General features: G+C 59.5%; 9 protein-coding genes and 1 pseudogene. 4 read left to right on the top strand and 6 right to left on the bottom strand.

The genetic code is table 11. The annotated features are described in order from the left end of the window. Positions 1-67 precede the first annotated feature (67 nt). From ALO64_RS19465 to ALO64_RS19440, 6 genes are all read right to left on the bottom strand, one after another. Positions 68-646 carry a lipocalin family protein gene (locus ALO64_RS19465; RefSeq protein ID WP_002551615.1) on the bottom strand — a complete coding sequence of 193 codons (579 nt, stop codon included), beginning with the start codon at positions 644-646 and terminating at the stop codon, positions 68-70. A 3-nt stretch (positions 647-649) separates the two neighbouring features. After that, positions 650-904, bottom strand: a complete 255-nt coding sequence (gene bamE, locus ALO64_RS19460; RefSeq protein WP_002551616.1) for an outer membrane protein assembly factor BamE domain-containing protein — start codon at positions 902-904, stop codon at positions 650-652. Positions 905-1,144: 240 nt separating this feature from the next. Beyond that, positions 1,145-2,155: a class 1 fructose-bisphosphatase gene (locus ALO64_RS19455; protein ID WP_004666507.1), complete on the bottom strand. Its 1,011-nt coding sequence runs from the start codon at positions 2,153-2,155 to the stop codon at positions 1,145-1,147. Between the two features lie 134 nt (positions 2,156-2,289). Further along, positions 2,290-3,639, bottom strand: a complete 1,350-nt coding sequence (locus ALO64_RS19450; protein ID WP_044343333.1) for a DUF3999 domain-containing protein — start codon at positions 3,637-3,639, stop codon at positions 2,290-2,292. A gap of 26 nt (positions 3,640-3,665) precedes the next feature. Next, entirely contained in the window at positions 3,666-6,470 is a 2,805-nt protein-coding gene (locus ALO64_RS19445) for a DUF2339 domain-containing protein (protein WP_044343332.1), read from the bottom strand. A 253-nt stretch (positions 6,471-6,723) separates the two neighbouring features. Further along, positions 6,724-9,174, bottom strand: coding sequence for a glycogen/starch/alpha-glucan phosphorylase (locus ALO64_RS19440; protein WP_044343331.1), 2,451 nt, complete (start codon positions 9,172-9,174; stop codon positions 6,724-6,726). A gap of 280 nt (positions 9,175-9,454) precedes the next feature. On the opposite strand from ALO64_RS19440, the gene pip reads away from it, so the two are divergent. The 4 genes and pseudogenes from pip (at position 9,455) to mdoH (ending at position 15,677) form a co-directional block, all read left to right on the top strand. Next, positions 9,455-10,426 carry a prolyl aminopeptidase gene (pip, locus tag ALO64_RS19435; RefSeq protein ID WP_005778642.1) on the top strand — a complete coding sequence of 324 codons (972 nt, stop codon included), beginning with the start codon at positions 9,455-9,457 and terminating at the stop codon, positions 10,424-10,426. A 39-nt stretch (positions 10,427-10,465) separates the two neighbouring features. After that, positions 10,466-10,908: pseudogene (gene dtd / locus ALO64_RS19430) on the top strand (D-aminoacyl-tRNA deacylase). 265 nt (positions 10,909-11,173) lie between these two features. After that, positions 11,174-13,102, top strand: coding sequence for a glucan biosynthesis protein G (locus ALO64_RS19425; protein ID WP_044343339.1), 1,929 nt, complete (start codon positions 11,174-11,176; stop codon positions 13,100-13,102). After that, positions 13,095-15,677 (top strand): glucans biosynthesis glucosyltransferase MdoH, encoded by a 2,583-nt coding sequence (mdoH, locus tag ALO64_RS19420; protein WP_044343329.1) that lies wholly within the window; start codon positions 13,095-13,097, stop codon positions 15,675-15,677. Before ALO64_RS19425 ends, mdoH begins: the two co-directional genes overlap by 8 nt. Positions 15,678-15,808: the final 131 nt, after the last annotated feature.

Here is a 15,808-nt window from a genome sequence, read left to right as displayed (position 1 = left end):
TCCAGAAAGGCATGCGACGCAGAGCGTCGCACGATGATCAAGCGTGAGCACAATAAGTGGAGTCCGCTTACTTCTCGCCCTTGCCGATCTTCGAATCATCTTCGCGCCAGATCAGGCGGGAGGTGTCGTAGCCTTGCTGGCGAGCCTTGCTCAGCATGTTTTCCTTGACCGATGCAGACACTGTCGGCGTGCGCGACAGCAGCCACAGGTATTTGCGGTCCGGGTTGCCGACCACGGCGGTCCGGTAGCCTTCGCTGACGTCCAGAATCCAGTAGTCACCCTTGGCAACGCCCGGCAGCAGGCGCGAGAACCAGTTATCGAACACTACCCACAGCTTGTCGGTCTTGCCCGGTACTTGCGGCGAGGCAGTGCCCTTTGCTTCTTCCCACTTGCCCTCGATAGTGCGGCAACGGTTGGTCACTGCAATGTTGCCGTCGTCCTTGAGCGCGTAAAGCGCCTCGGACTGGGCGCACTTGCGCTGGAAAAACATTGGCAGGCGGGCGATCTCGTACCAGGTGCCCTGATACTGCTTGAGGTCGACGCTGTCGACTGTCCTTGGCTCGAGGTTGTCAGCCGAGTGGGCAAAACCGATGGCCAGAAAGCTGGCCATGACAAAAATTCCGAAACGTACCAGTACCTTGATCATGTTTTATTTCAGACCCTGACCCGAGAACAGGACAACCTTGTCTGCCGCATACTGCACGCTGATAAAGGTGTTCTGGTCACCCCATGTGCAACTGGACATGCCCAGTGCGCCGGAGCATTCCGTCGGGCTGCCCAGCAAGGATTCGACCTGTGCCTTGGGCATGCCGGCTGAAATTTTCGAGTAGTTTTCCTGGGTGATCTTGCTGCAGGCAGCCAGAAATACGCAGAACGAGAGTAACGCGACAGTGCGCAAGGACATGGGTGTAGCTCCTGAACGGAAGGGGGTCGCGTCGCAGTGCAAGCGGAGGCAGGCTGGCGCAGTACCGCAAGCTTAGAAGAGAAAAAGGGAATCTGGTTCCCGGACGGCGCAAGGATTTATGCCGTAGATCAGATGGTTGGCCCGCAGGCCTGTGCCGAACGCAACATCGAATGCTCGTTTGCCTGTCGCCGGGTGGTGATTCAAACGGGCCGAATCACCACTGGCGCACAGCAAGCCTTCTTACTCTTTGTGATACGCGGTAGCGCGTTCGACTTCTTCTTTCGAGCCCAGGTACACCGCTACGCGCTGGTGCAAGCCTTCTGGCTGAATGTCGAGAATGCGCTGATGACCGTCGGTGGACGCGCCGCCAGCCTGCTCGACCAGGAAGGACATCGGGTTGGCTTCATACATCAGACGCAGTTTGCCCGGTTTGGAAGGCTCGCGGCTGTCGCGCGGATACATGAACAGACCGCCACGGGTGAGGATACGGTGCACGTCGGCAACCATCGCAGCGACCCAGCGCATGTTGTAGTTCTTTTTCAACGGGCCTTCTTCGCCGGCCAGCAATTCGTTCACGTAGCGCTGTACCGGGGCTTCCCAGTGGCGCTGGTTGGACATGTTGATCGCGAATTCCTGGGTGGACTCCGGGATTTTGATGTCTTCGTGAGTGAGCACGAAGCTGCCCATTTCGCGGTCCAGGGTGAAGCCTTTCACGCCGTCGCCCAGAGTCAGCACCAGCATGGTCTGCGGGCCGTAGATGGCGTAACCGGCGGCGACCTGTTCGGTGCCCGGCTGCAGGAAGGCCTTTTCATTCAGCGCTTCGTTCTGGCTGAGGTATTCGTTCGGGCAACGCAGTACCGAAAAGATGGTGCCGACCGGAGCGTTGATGTCGATGTTCGACGAGCCGTCCAGCGGGTCGAAAACCAGCAGGTACGCGCCCTTCGGGTATTTCCCCGGGATCTGGTAGGCGTTGTCCATTTCTTCGGACGCCATGCCGGCCAGGTGACCGCCCCATTCGTTGGCTTCGAGCAGGATCTCGTTGGAGATCACATCGAGCTTTTTCTGCACTTCGCCCTGAACGTTTTCGGTGCCCATGCTGCCAAGTACGCCGCCCAGCGCGCCTTTGGAGACGGCGTGGCTGATTTCCTTGCATGCGCGCGCCACAACTTCGATCAGGAAGCGCAGATCGGCAGGGGTGTTGTTGCTGCGAGTCTGCTCAATCAAGTAACGACTTAGTGTAACGCGGGACATGGATAGCTCCGAAAATAGGGGGTATGAAAACCCGCGCAGTTTAACGCGAGTGGCGACGTAATACTGCTATCAGACTGGCTTATGACTGTTTCAGTTCAGATGTCGGGCAAAGCGCACCCGACAGCCTGTGTGTTTCAGCGTTTTGATGCGCGCAGCGTGCTGAACGCCATCCAGCCCAAAAACAGTACCCCGAGCAGCAGAACGGCCCAAAGCCCGAGGCGTTTGAAGTCCATGCTCTGCGGCGCCACTATCGGCGCAGCTGCCATGTTGGCAACAGATGCCGTAGCGGGTTTCGCTGTACCAAGCGAGGCCAGTTTTTCAGGGCTCAAGTCGGGGATCAGGGTGGCCAGCGACAGGTTCGCCGCCTTGACGTTCGGGTTGCCGATGGCCAGCGTGAAGGGCCCTTCACCGCGCGCCAGGAATACTATTTCCGTGGCAGGCACTGCCACACTCAACTGCGGCGCTTCACTGCCCAGCCCGCCGCCGCGATCATCCACCACCAGTTTTAGCTGTTGAACGATGCGCCCGGACAATTGCAGCTGGTCCTGCAAGACATCGCTGTTGTTCTGCGACAACCGGTACAACAGGCCACTGCTGATCGGCTGCCAGGGCTGTTTCGCGTCCATCCGGCCGTAAAGCGTCGCCGGTGCGAGGCTGTTGGGCTGGGCGATGTCGACCTTGACGCGGCCTACCGGCAAGCCGCTCGGCAGTTGCCATACATATTCGTTGGGGCTCTCGACGACGCCCTTGACCGGTGGCGACCAGGTCAGCGGCGGGATCGGGCTTTCGGTACTGGCGCTGAGCAGGTGGGCGGAGATCAACAGGGGGGCGCTGTGCGGGGCGCGCCACAACAGACGCAGGTAGCGGGCGCTCTGGCCGGGCAGGCCGACTTCACGTTGCTCGATCACTTCGTCGGCAAATGACAATCGGGCAACCTGCCCTTCGCCCCAGTTGCGCCAGTGCTGCAGGTCATCGCTGGCTTCGATGCTGAAGTTCTGGAAACCTTCACGCTCGGTGCTCCAGTCGATCACCAGTTGTTCCAGTGGCGCCTTGATCGCGCTGGTGTCCAGCAACCAGCCGCGCAGCACTTCTTCACCAGCCTCGATATCGCTTTGCGGCTGGACCTCGATCACGCTGCCGTTGCTGGAGCGCTCGATACGGATGACCGGCGCGGCATCGCCTGCTTCCTGCGTGCTGTAAAGGGCAAACCATTTGACCGGGATTGGCGTGGGTTCCTGCTCGCGTGCAGGCTGTCGCGGCGTGATCGAATAAGCCTGCGGCTGGCCTTCGGCATTGAACACGCGCACATCACCCAGGTCGCCCTGCCGGGCATTCAACTGGACGGCAAGCGGTAACTCGATGCGATACCAAGGCCCGTCGCCGCTGAGGCTCAGTGGGGTCTGGCTGGCAAAGTCCGTCGGTTTGTCCTGGGCGACGGCGGTTACCGCCGTGCACAAGGCCAGGCCAAGCACGGCGATCTTCATGGCGGGATGACTCAAGAACGTTTTCCTCATAGCTTATCCGGCGCGGCGGTCGGGCCTGGGCCGGGTTCTTCGCCGACCTCTCTGGCAGAGTGTTTCGGCGGCAATGGTGCGAAATATCCCACCACCAGTAGCAGAATGCCAACACCGATGAACGAGACGATGCGCTCCATGCCGCCACGGTTGCTCAGCTCGACGAAGAATAGCTTGATCACCACCACACCGATCAATGCTGCGCCGCCCAGCCAGAGCTCGCGGTTGCTGCGCATATGACCGCCGATCATCAGTGCCAGCGCCATCAGCGTCCAGACGATCGACAACCCGGCCTGAACGCGCATCGACTCAAGCAACGCCTCGGTGTGCCACGGTACTTGAGCCCAATGATGGGCTGTACGCATGACCGTTGCCGTGACGAGTGCAAACAGCGAAGCGCCTGCCACCAGCAAGGCAGCATTGCGAGGGCGCGTGAGGTACTTGCGCATCCACAGGCATGCTCCTGCCAGAGCCAGCAACAGGCCGATTTCCAGCGGGTTGAGCAGCGGGATATAAGGCAGCGGGTCAGCCGCACCGTCGCTGAACGTGTTCGCCAGCCAGAACCACGCCAGCATCAATGCCGCCAGTGGTGCCGCGGCCCCGACATGGTAGGCCTCGGGGCAAGCCTTCACCGGCCATGGCCACTGACGCTCTGAGCTCATCGCCAACAGGAACAGGCCAGGCAGAATCGCCCAGCCCAGCCAGCGCCAGGCGTTGTAAGACTCGGACAGCTGCAGCAGGCCGAAACGCAGTTCCAGTGCCAGTACGGCGATGATCAACAGGCAGCCCGTGGTGTGAGCGATACGTTGCGCGAGGATCGGCAGCGTGTCTGCCAGATAGCGCAAGGTCAGCAGGTGCACGGCGAACACGGCTGCCCAGGCCAGCCAGCCCCAGTTCGCGGCCGGGTGGTAATGCTCACTCAGCGAGCCCAGTAACAGAAGGGCGCTGACGGGCGTGAGTACGCTGCACAATACGGCGAGGTCTGGCCAGCGCAAACGCAGGGCCAGCACTGCCCAGATAGCTACGCTGAGCGCAGCCGCGATCAACAGCAGTGGCGTCTGCACGCTGTTCGGTGCGTACAGTTGCACGACGCTGATCAATGAAGCCGCCCACCAGATCGCGCCCCATATCGTCAGTACCGTGCTGGCGATTTTCTGATCGATGATCATCAGGGTGTTGAAGCGGAACACGCTCCAGGCGCTGATCAGGGCCGCGATGGCCAGAATCATCGGTGTCCAGTAGTCACCAGCCCAGCTGGAATTGTCTGAATCACTGATCAGCATTGCGCTGGCACACACCTGCAACACCAGGCCGAAAACCTGGGCCAGTTTGCGATGCTGGCGCAGGCCCAGCCAGAAAACCGCTGCGCCTTCCACGGCCCACGCGCAGGTCGTCCATTGCGAACCGAGACCCAGCGGGATGGCCAGCGTGGCAAACACCACGCCCAGCGCCAGGCAGGTTTCCATCAACAAAACGGTTCGGCCGTTCGCACGTGCCGCCAGCCAGCGTGCCAGACCCATGTAGATCAGGCCCAGCGCGAGCGCGCTCAGCGCGGCACCGAACTCAAGGTGTTCGACCAGCGCGTATTGCAGGCCGAACCCGACGATTGGCGTGCCAAACAGCAGGGTGCCGTCGACGTAATCACCCTGACGTGCCGACCAGCGCAGCAGTGTTTCGCGACTGGCATCCGGTGGCGCGTCAGTGAGTTCCAGCAGCTTGCGACGCGCAAACAGCAGGCCGATGGCCAGGTACATCACAAAGAACAGAATCAGAAAGGGCTCGGTGCTCCAGAACAGCTCGGGGGTGTAAGCCCGTATGCCCCAGGCGAAACCGATGCCGAACGTGCCGAAGAAGCCGATCAGGTTGAGAATGCGCCAGGCCTTGAACCAGGCGATGGCAATGATGCCCGCGTTGAGCAGGGCAAAGTAACTGAACAGCGAGATGTGGATGCCTTGCCCGGTCGAAGCAAGCAGTGGTGCTGCGAATCCACCCAGCGTACCGGCGCAGGCCAGGGCCAGAGCATTCTGTGTCAGCGCCAGAATGGCCGAGAAAGCGGTGATTGCTACCAGCAGCACAAAGCCCGCTGCCGGATCGAGCAGGGTGTGCAATTTCATCGCCGCAAAGACGGTCAGGTACAGCACGCCTACGCCTGCGCCTTGCAACATCAGCGCGTAAGGACCGTTGCGCAAACGCAGCCACCAACCCAGACCGAGCAGGGCCAGCGCAGTGGCTGCAACACCGGCGTAGCGCGCTTCAATTGGTACGACCATGCCTTCGGTGGCGTAGCGCAACAGAAAGGCCAGCCCGAGAAACAGCACCACTACGCCCACGCGCAGTACCGTATTGCCGCCCAGTAGCCAGTCTTTTGCGCGATTGATGGCGCTGTCCAGCAGATTGGGCTGTGCTGCCTTTGAAGGCTGGCGGATCTCGGTGGCGGGTTCGACAGGCCCTGTTGCCTGCGGCTCTTCGTCTGGCAGGTCCCAGATCAGCTCGGGGCCATCAGTGGGTGCCTCGATAATGATCGCATCCACTGGAAGCGGTGCGGCGTCCTGCGCAGGTGGCATGCCGGATGTGGACTGACGCTCGAGCGCGCTCAGGCGCTGCTCAAGGGCATCAAGGGATTGGCGGGTTGCGAGCAGTTGTTGCAGTTGGTCGGCGGATTGCCTGCCAAGCAGGCGCATGCGAATGCCCGCCCAGACGGCCCAGCCCATGACTGCGCCGATCAGCGAACCTGCCCACTCGTCATAGCTAAGCGCGTAGCCCAGCGCTGCACCGCCCACCACCAGACAAATCCAAAGCACGCGACGACATCCTTTTCGATGTGTGAAGGTTCATCGAGCGCAGTATATAGGGGCGGGCGGACATCGTTTGTAATGTTTTATGCCGGGGGGCACCAGAGTCTCTGCAGGACTGAGACAGATCCTTGAGGCGCTTGTGGGAGTGAGCTTGCTCACGAAGGCGTCGTTTCGAGCGCCTTCTTTGCGGAGACCTTAATGGCCTCTTCGCGAGCAAGCTCGCTCCCACGGAGGTTGTGAGTCTTTTCAGTTTCTGACGTTAGTCCAGCGCCTTCCAGATGTCGCCGGCGTACTCGCGAATGGTCCGGTCCGAAGAGAACCAGCCCATGCGTGCGGTGTTGAGCACCGCCGAGCGCCACCATTCCTTTGAATCGTGCCAGCGTTCCTCGACTTTGGCCTGTGCTGCCCAGTAGGAATCGAAGTCGGCACAGACCAGGAAGCGGTCATAATCCAGCAACTGATCGATCAGCCCCACGTAACGGTTCGGATCATCCGGCGAGAACACGCCGCCACGAATCGCTTGCAGCACATCGCTCAAACGTCCCGATGCCGCCACGTCGCCATGCGCGTTGAATTCGCCTGCGCGCTTGCGGGCTTCGACCTGTTGCGAGGACATGCCGAAGATGAACATGTGCTCCAGCCCGACCTGCTCGCTCATTTCCACGTTGGCACCGTCCAGCGTGCCGATGGTCAGGGCGCCGTTGAGGCCGAACTTCATGTTACTGGTCCCTGAAGCTTCCAGGCCTGCCGTAGAAATCTGCTCGGACAGGTCGGCTGCCGGGATGATGCTCTCCGCCAGACTGACGTTGTAGTTGGGCATGAACACCACTTTCAGCAGGCCACGCACCGTCGGGTCGTTGTTCACGGTCCGGGCGATATCGTTGGTCAGCTTGATGATCAGTTTGGCCGAGTGATAACTGGCCGCCGCCTTGCCGGCGAAGATCTTCACTCGCGGAACCCAGTCTGTGCCTGGCTCGGCACGAATCGCCTGATACAGCGCGACGGTGTGGAACAGGTTCAGCAACTGGCGTTTGTATTCGTGAATCCGTTTGACCTGGACGTCGAACATCGCTGCAGGATTGACGGCAATACCCAAGCGTTCATGAATGATCGCTGCCAGTGCGCGCTTGCTGTGCAGGCGTTGGTCGGCCATCTGCTTTCGGAACGAAGACTTATCGGCGAACGGCTCAAGCTCTTTGAGTCGAGTCTCGGCATTATCCAGAACGTCCTCACCCAGCGCTTCGACGAGCATTTCGGTCAGCTTCGGGTTGGCCTGGAACAGCCAGCGGCGGAAGGTGATGCCGTTGGTCTTGTTGTTGATCCGCTCCGGATAGATCTTGTGCAGCTCGGCAAACACGGTCTTGCGCATCAGTTGGGTATGCAGCGCCGAAACGCCGTTGACGCTGTGCGAGCCGAGGAACGCCAGGTTGCCCATGCGTACCCGACGACCATTGTCTTCTTCGATCAGCGATACCGCACGCAGCACATTGACGTCGTCGACGCCTTTGGCACGCAGTGTGTCGATGTGTTGTGCGTTGATCAGGTAGATGATCTGCATGTGGCGCGGCAGCATCCGCTCCATCAGGCCGACCGACCAGGTCTCCAGCGCTTCCGGCAGCAGCGTATGGTTGGTGTAGCCAAGGGTGCCGACGGTGATTTTCCAGGCGGTGTCCCACGGGATGTTGTGGTTGTCGATCAACTGACGCATCAGCTCGGCCACCGCAATGGACGGGTGCGTGTCGTTCATCTGAATCGCTGCATGGTCTGGCAGATCGGTCAGCGTGGCGTGCTGGTTCAGATGGCGGCGCAGCAAATCCTGCAGTGATGCGGAAACAAAGAAGTATTCCTGGCGCAGGCGCAGTTCCTGGCCCGCTTCGGTTGCATCGTTCGGGTATAGCACGCGGGAAATACTTTCGGCGCGCACTACTTCGGCGACGGCGCCAAAGTGGTCGCCCGCGTTGAAACGTTCCAGATGCAGGTCTTCCACCGCACGGGCGCGCCACAAACGCAGGGTGTTGACGCTTTTCCCGCGCCAGCCGACCACAGGGGTGTCGTAAGCAATGGCCCGAACGGTTTCGCCCGGACGCCAGACCTGACGCGAGTCGCCCGCTTCGGTCACCACAGTGTCGACGCTGCCACTGAAACCGATGGAGTAAACCACCTCAGGACGCTCGAATTCCCACGGGTTGCCGAAGTCCAGCCAGTTTTCGGTCTGTTCCTGCTGCCAGCCGTCGACGATGCCCTGACGAAACAGCCCGTGCTCGTAACGAATCCCATAACCGTGCCCGGCAATGCCCAGGGTCGACATGCTTTCCATGAAGCACGCTGCCAGACGACCCAGGCCGCCGTTGCCCAGCGCTGCATCCGGTTCAAGCAAGCGGATACGTTCGATATCCACACCCAGCTCGGTCAATGCTTCGCGAGCCACTTCCAGCAGGCCGAGGTTGCTCAGGCTGTCGTAGAGCAGTCGGCCAATGAGGAATTCCAGAGACAGGTAGTAAACGCGCTTCTGGACCTTGCGATAAATCTGCCGCGTGTGGTCCATCCAGTGTTCGACCATGTGGTCGCGGGCGGCAAGGGCAACAGCTTCAAACCAGTCATGCTCAAACGCATGGTCGGGGTCCTTGCCCACCGAATAGGTGAGTTTGGCGAGCACAGCGGCGCGGAAAGCAGCCACATCAGCGTCACGAACAAGTGGTTCCTGAGACATCGGTACAACCTCAAGTAGTCTGACGAATGGAAAACGGGATTCTTAGACTGTAGGCGTGTCGTCAGTTATTTCCTGAAAATAGTAGAAATAATTGAAGGCAGCGCCCTCGCTTCGACCCAGGGCAACGGCTCTGGTTCGCGCGCTGACCAAATTGGCAAAACGCTTGCATCGATCGTTCCATCCCGATCAATGACGTGCAGCATGCTGATTCTTCGTTTCGGGTTTATGATGCCCAACGGCAGAATAATAGAAGCCTCTGAACTGGACTTATGGAGCACTTATGCAGACTTTGTACCCGCAGATCAAACCCTACGCCCGGCACGATCTGGCCGTGGAACAACCGCATGTGCTTTACGTCGATGAAAGTGGCTCGCCAGAAGGGTTGCCAGTGGTATTCATTCATGGCGGCCCTGGTTCCGGATGCGATGCGCACAGTCGCTGCTATTTCGATCCTAACCTGTACCGTATCGTAACGTTCGATCAGCGTGGCTGCGGTCGCTCCACACCGCATGCCAGTCTTGAGAACAATACCACCTGGAAACTGGTGGAGGACCTGGAGCGGATTCGCGAGCACCTCGGAATCGACAAATGGGTGCTGTTTGGCGGCTCATGGGGTTCGACCCTGGCCCTGGCTTACGCGCAGACCCATCCTGACCGTGTGCACGCGCTGATTTTGCGAGGCATATTCCTGGCCCGTCAGCAGGAAATCGACTGGTTCTATCAAGCGGGTGCCAGCCGTCTGTTCCCTGATTACTGGCAGGATTATGTCGCGCCGATCCCACTGGATGAGCGCGACAACCTACTGGCTGCCTTCCACAAGCGGCTCACCGGGCCGGACCAGATCGCCCAAATGCACGCTGCCAAAGCCTGGTCGACCTGGGAAGGGCGTTGTGCAACCTTGCGCCCCAACCCGCAAGTGGTCGATCGCTTCGCCGAACCGCACCGTGCGCTGTCCATTGCGCGCATCGAATGCCATTACTTCATGAACAAGGCGTTCCTTGAAGAAAACCAGTTGATTCGCGACATGCCAAAGATCGCGCACCTGCCGGCGATCATCGTCCACGGTCGTTATGACGTCATCTGCCCGCTGGATAATGCCTGGGAGTTGCATCAGAACTGGCCCGGCAGCGAACTGCAGGTCATTCGCGAGGCTGGCCACTCGGCATCGGAATCCGGTATCGCCGATGCGCTGGTGCGTGCCGCTGCAGAAGTTGCGCGCAACCTGCTCGACCTCCCGCCCGAAGAAGCATGACAGTAGTCTGGTATTGGTTTTGAGTCTGGAAAGGCATTTATGAAAGGTTTGTTGCAGCGCGTGCGANNTGAAACGCACGCGTCGAGGTGGGCAGCGAAGTTGTCGGCGCTATCGATCAGGGCATCCTGGTGCTGGTGGGCATAGAGCCTCAAGACACTCGCGCCAGTGCCGATAAGTTGCTGCACAAGCTGCTCAATTATCGAGTGTTCAGCGATGCCGACGGCAAGATGAATTTATCCTTGCGCGAGGTAGGTGGCGGGTTGTTGCTGGTTTCGCAGTTCACGCTGGCCGCGGATACCAAAAGCGGGTTGCGTGCGGGGTTCTCGAAAGCCGCTGCTCCAGCGCTGGGCGCCGAGCTGTTCGACTATCTATTGAGTCAGGCCAGAATCGCGCATACCGCTGTGGCTGCGGGCCAATTTGGTGCGGACATGCAAGTGCATTTGATAAATGATGGCCCAGTGACATTTTTGTTCGATACATAAGCTACGATTTCATCGTTTCTCCCCTGAATTTTCCGGTCGCACGGGAAATAAATTTCTTTGTCATACCTGATGCGTTGTGGCGTGCGCTGCTGGATAATCGCGCGTTACGGGGATCGACACTGTTGGTCCATTTGGTATGACAAAAGCGGTTCTGACACCGGGTTGGGGAATCATTAAGCCCATTCGGAGTCGGAACAATGCTCGCCAACCCGGCATTGATAGCTGGCCGTTGGTTTTTTCATCTGTTTTTCGGCGAGGGTTGCTCGTGATTGTTAGTCCCTGTGATGCTCCAAAGACACCTGTCAAGCGGTTGCGTAGTGCACTTCTGGCAAGCTCGGCCCTTGTATGCCTGTTCAGTGCAGGTCAGCTGTGGGCGTTCAATCTTGATGATGTAACGGCAAAAGCCAAAGAACTGGCCGGGCAGAAGTTCGAGGCTCCAAGGAGCAATCTGCCGAACGAGCTTCGCGATATGAAGTTTGCCGACTATCAGAAGATTCGCTTCCGCGATGACAAGGCCGAATGGGCGGGCGAGAAGACTCCGTTCAAAGTGTCTTTCTACCACCAGGGCATGCACTTCGACACGCCGGTCAAGATCAACGAAGTGACCGCCACCAGCGTCGACGAAATCAAGTATGACCCCAGCCGTTTTGATTTCGGCGATCTGAAGATCGACCCCAAATCCACCGAGAAACTGGGTTATGCCGGTTTCCGTGTCCTGTATCCGATCAACAAGGATGACAAGCAGGACGAAATCATGACCATGCTGGGCGCGAGCTACTTCCGCGTGATCGGCAAGGGTCAGGTCTATGGCTTGTCCGCACGCGGCATGGCAATCGACACTGCATCGCCGTCTGGTGAAGAGTTCCCGCGCTTCAAGGAATTCTGGATCGAGAAGCCGGGCCCGGATGACAACCATCTGGTGATCTTCGCGCTGCTCGACTCGCCGCGCGCTACCGGTGCTTATCAGTTGACCCTGCGTCCTGGCACCAACACTCTGGTTGACGTCAAATCGCGCATGTTCCTGCGTGACAAGGTCAACAAGCTCGGTGTGGCCCCATTGACCAGTATGTTCCTGTTCGGTGCCAACCAGCCTTCGCGTGTACCTAACTACCGTCGCGAACTGCACGACTCCAGCGGTCTGTCGATTCAGGCTGCCAACGGTGAGTGGCTGTGGCGTCCGCTGAACAACCCTAAACATCTGTCCATCAGCAGCTTCTCGGTCGAAAACCCGCGTGGTTTCGGTCTGCTGCAACGTGGCCGTGACTTCAGTCAGTACGAAGACCTCGATGACCGCTATGACAAGCGTCCAAGCGCCTGGATCGAGCCGAAGGGTGACTGGGGCAAGGGCACCGTCGAGCTGGTCGAAATTCCGACTGCCGACGAGACCAACGACAACATCGTGGCCTATTGGAAGCCTGAGACTCTCGCAGAGCCGGGCAAGGAAATGGCATTCGATTACCGTCTGCACTGGACCATGCAGGAAAACTCGATCCACTCGCCGGATCTGGGCTGGGTCAAGCAGACCCAACGCTCCATCGGTGATGTGCGTCAGTCCAACCTGATCCGTCAGCCGGATGGCAGCCTTGCCTTCCTGGTCGATTTCGTGGGCCCGGTACTGGCCGCATTGCCGGAAGACAAGACCATTCGCAGCCAGGTGACCACTGACGACAACGTCGAACTGGTGGAAAACAACCTGCGCTATAACCCGGTCACCAAAGGCTACCGCCTGACCCTGCGTGTGAAGGTCAAGGATTCCGGCAAGCCAACCGAAATGCGCGCTTACCTGCTGCGTGAGATCCCTGCCGAACCGGGCAAGGAACCTGCGCTGCTCGTTGCAGACAAAGCTGAAGAGAAGAAGGCTGCTGCCAAGGAAGCTGCCAAGCCGGCAGTTGCCAAGGAATCTGCCAACGACCAGGTAGAAATCGCCAAGACCGATGCGCCGAAGCCTGAAGCCGCCAAAACCGAGACCGCCAAGCCTGAAGCTGGCAAGGCCGACGCTGCGAAAGGTAAAGGCGAAGTTGCCAAAGCCGATGCAGCCAAAGCCGACGCAGCCAAGGCTGACGTAGCCAAGGACAAGGACGGTAAAGAGATTCAGCAGCCTGAAACCGAGGCAGCACCCACCCATCCGGAACCGGCCAAGACGTTGCAAGTCATGACCGAGACCTGGAGCTATCAGTTGCCGAGCGATGAGTAATTCTCTACCGGTGCCAGTGTCTCTGAACGAGTACCTGGCGCATTTACCGATGAGCGACGAGCAGCGGGCAGAACTTGCCGGCTGCAAGACCTTCGCCGAGTTGCATGAGCGTCTTTCTGCGCAGCCGGTCAATGACCCTGCCGAGGCCGCTCAGGCTTCGGTGGGTCGCCGCCTTACGCTGACCACCGCAGACCAGCTGGAGGACGCCGAGATGCTCGGCGTCGATGCCAGCGGTCGCCTGTGCCTCAAGGCCACACCGCCGATTCGCCGGACCAAGGTCGTGCCAGAGCCATGGCGCACCAACATTCTGGTACGCGGCTGGCGTCGCCTGACCGGCAAGACCAACCCGCCCAAGCCAGAGCCCGACGATCTGCCTCGTGATCTGCCCAAGGCGCGCTGGCGCACCGTCGGTTCGATCCGTCGTTACATCCTGCTGATCCTGATGCTGGGTCAAACGATCGTGGCTGGCTGGTATATGAAGGGCATTCTCCCGTATCAGGGCTGGTCGCTGGTTTCGCTCGACGAAATCACCCGTCAGACCTTCGTGCAGACTGCTTTGCAGGTCATGCCTTATGCCTTGCAGACCAGCATTCTGTTGCTATTCGGGATTCTCTTCTGCTGGGTGTCGGCCGGTTTCTGGACCGCACTGATGGGCTTCCTTGAGCTGCTCACCGGTCGCGACAAATACCGTATCTCGGGTGCCAGTGCTGGCAACGAGCCGATCGAAAAGGGCGCACGTACTGCGCTGGTCATGCCGATCTGCAACGAAGACGTGCCACGGGTTTTCGCCGGCCTGCGCGCTACGTTCGAGTCGGTCGCGGCTACGGGTGATCTGGATCGTTTCGAGTTCTTCGTACTCAGCGACACCAACGAGATCGACATTGCCGTTGCCGAGCAACAGGCCTGGCTGGACGTATGCCGCGAGACCAAAGGTTTCGGCAAGATCTTCTATCGCCGTCGTCGTCGTCGCGTAAAACGCAAAAGCGGCAACCTGGACGACTTCTGCCGTCGTTGGGGTGGTGAATACCGCTACATGGTCGTGCTCGATGCCGATAGCGTCATGAGCGGAGAGTGTCTGACCAGTCTGGTTCGCCTGATGGAAGCCACGCCGGACGCCGGTATCATCCAGACCGCGCCACGTGCGTCGGGTATGGACACGCTGTATGCACGCATGCAGCAGTTCGCTACGCGGGTCTACGGTCCGCTGTTCACGGCCGGTCTGCACTTCTGGCAGTTGGGTGAATCCCACTATTGGGGTCACAACGCGATCATCCGCATGAAGCCGTTTATCGAGCATTGCGCCCTGGCGCCGCTGCCGGGTAAAGGTGCCTTTGCCGGTGCGATCCTGTCTCACGACTTCGTCGAAGCTGCGCTGATGCGCCGTGCCGGCTGGGGCGTGTGGATTGCTTACGACCTGCCGGGCAGTTATGAAGAATTGCCGCCCAACCTGCTGGACGAACTCAAGCGTGACCGCCGTTGGTGCCACGGCAACCTGATGAACTTCAGGCTGTTCCTGGTCAAGGGCATGCACCCGGTTCACCGTGCGGTGTTCCTGACCGGTGTGATGTCGTATCTGTCGGCACCGTTGTGGTTCTTCTTCCTCGTTCTGTCCACGGCCTTGCTGGCGGTGAACACACTGATGGAGCCGACTTACTTCCTTGAACCGCGTCAGCTGTATCCGCTGTGGCCACAATGGCACCCGGAAAAAGCTGTTGCGTTGTTCTCGACGACCATCGTCCTGCTGTTCCTGCCTAAACTGCTCAGCGTCATTCTGATCTGGGCCAAGGGCGCGAAAGGCTTTGGTGGCAAGTTCAAGGTCACCGTTTCGATGCTGCTGGAAATGCTCTTTTCGGTGCTGCTGGCACCGGTGCGCATGCTGTTCCACACCCGCTTCGTACTGGCCGCTTTCCTGGGCTGGGCCGCAACTTGGAACTCTCCGCAACGCGACGACGACTCCACGCCGTGGATCGAAGCCGTTAAGCGTCATGGTCCACAGACACTGCTGGGCGCATGCTGGGCCTTGCTGGTGTTCTGGTTGAACCCGAGCTTCCTGTGGTGGCTTGCGCCGATTGTGGTCTCGTTGATGCTGTCGATTCCGGTATCGGTGATTTCCAGCCGTACCAATCCGGGCGTCAAGGCGCGTGACGAGAAGTTCTTCCTGATTCCTGAAGAGTTCGAACCGCCGCAAGAGTTGATCTCGACGGATCAGTACACCTACGAGAACCGCTGGCATGCGCTGAAACAAGGCTTCATTCGGGCTGTGGTGGATCCTCGCCAGAATGCTCTGGCCTGCGCCCTGGCAACCTCGCGTCACCGTCAGGCACAGCCGATCGAAGTGGTGCGTATGGAGCGTGTTGATCAGGCTCTGAAGGTAGGTCCGGCCAAACTCGGCAATCAGGAACGTCTGATGCTGCTGAGCGACCCGGTCGCCCTTGGGCGCCTGCATGAGCGCGTCTGGAGCGAAGGTCACGAAGAGTGGCTGGCCGCCTGGAGAGCTTCCATCGAAGCTGATCCACATGCGCCGTTGCTGCCTTTGCAACCAGTAGGTAAAGCATCGGAGCCGGTCCCGGTCTAAAACCGCCCGGCTACGAAAAAAGCCCCTGACGCTTAGCGCGTCGGGGGCTTTTTATTGGGCTTTGCGGCACATAAATGCACAGGACATGGTCAAGACAGGTTCTCCAGAACCCCGATCGTTCCTCACGCTCC

This window comes from Pseudomonas meliae (assembly GCF_001400515.1).
GTDB lineage: Bacteria > Pseudomonadota > Gammaproteobacteria > Pseudomonadales > Pseudomonadaceae > Aquipseudomonas > Aquipseudomonas amygdali.
The sequence above is the reverse complement of the archived record's forward strand: the minus strand, read 5'-3'. Positions and strand labels throughout refer to the sequence as shown.

Bases quoted from the DNA above. Each gene is read 5' to 3' on its own strand.
- ALO64_RS19465 (WP_002551615.1), bottom strand. From the start codon at position 646: ATGATCAAGGTACTGGTACGTTTCGGAATTTTTGTCATGGCCAGCTTT.
- bamE (WP_002551616.1), bottom strand. From the start codon at position 904: ATGTCCTTGCGCACTGTCGCGTTACTCTCGTTCTGCGTATTTCTGGCT.
- ALO64_RS19455 (WP_004666507.1), bottom strand. From the start codon at position 2,155: ATGTCCCGCGTTACACTAAGTCGTTACTTGATTGAGCAGACTCGCAGC.
- ALO64_RS19450 (WP_044343333.1), bottom strand. From the start codon at position 3,639: ATGAAGATCGCCGTGCTTGGCCTGGCCTTGTGCACGGCGGTAACCGCC.
- ALO64_RS19440 (WP_044343331.1), bottom strand. From the start codon at position 9,174: ATGTCTCAGGAACCACTTGTTCGTGACGCTGATGTGGCTGCTTTCCGC.
- pip (WP_005778642.1), top strand. From the start codon at position 9,455: ATGCAGACTTTGTACCCGCAGATCAAACCCTACGCCCGGCACGATCTG.
- mdoH (WP_044343329.1), top strand. From the start codon at position 13,095: ATGAGTAATTCTCTACCGGTGCCAGTGTCTCTGAACGAGTACCTGGCG.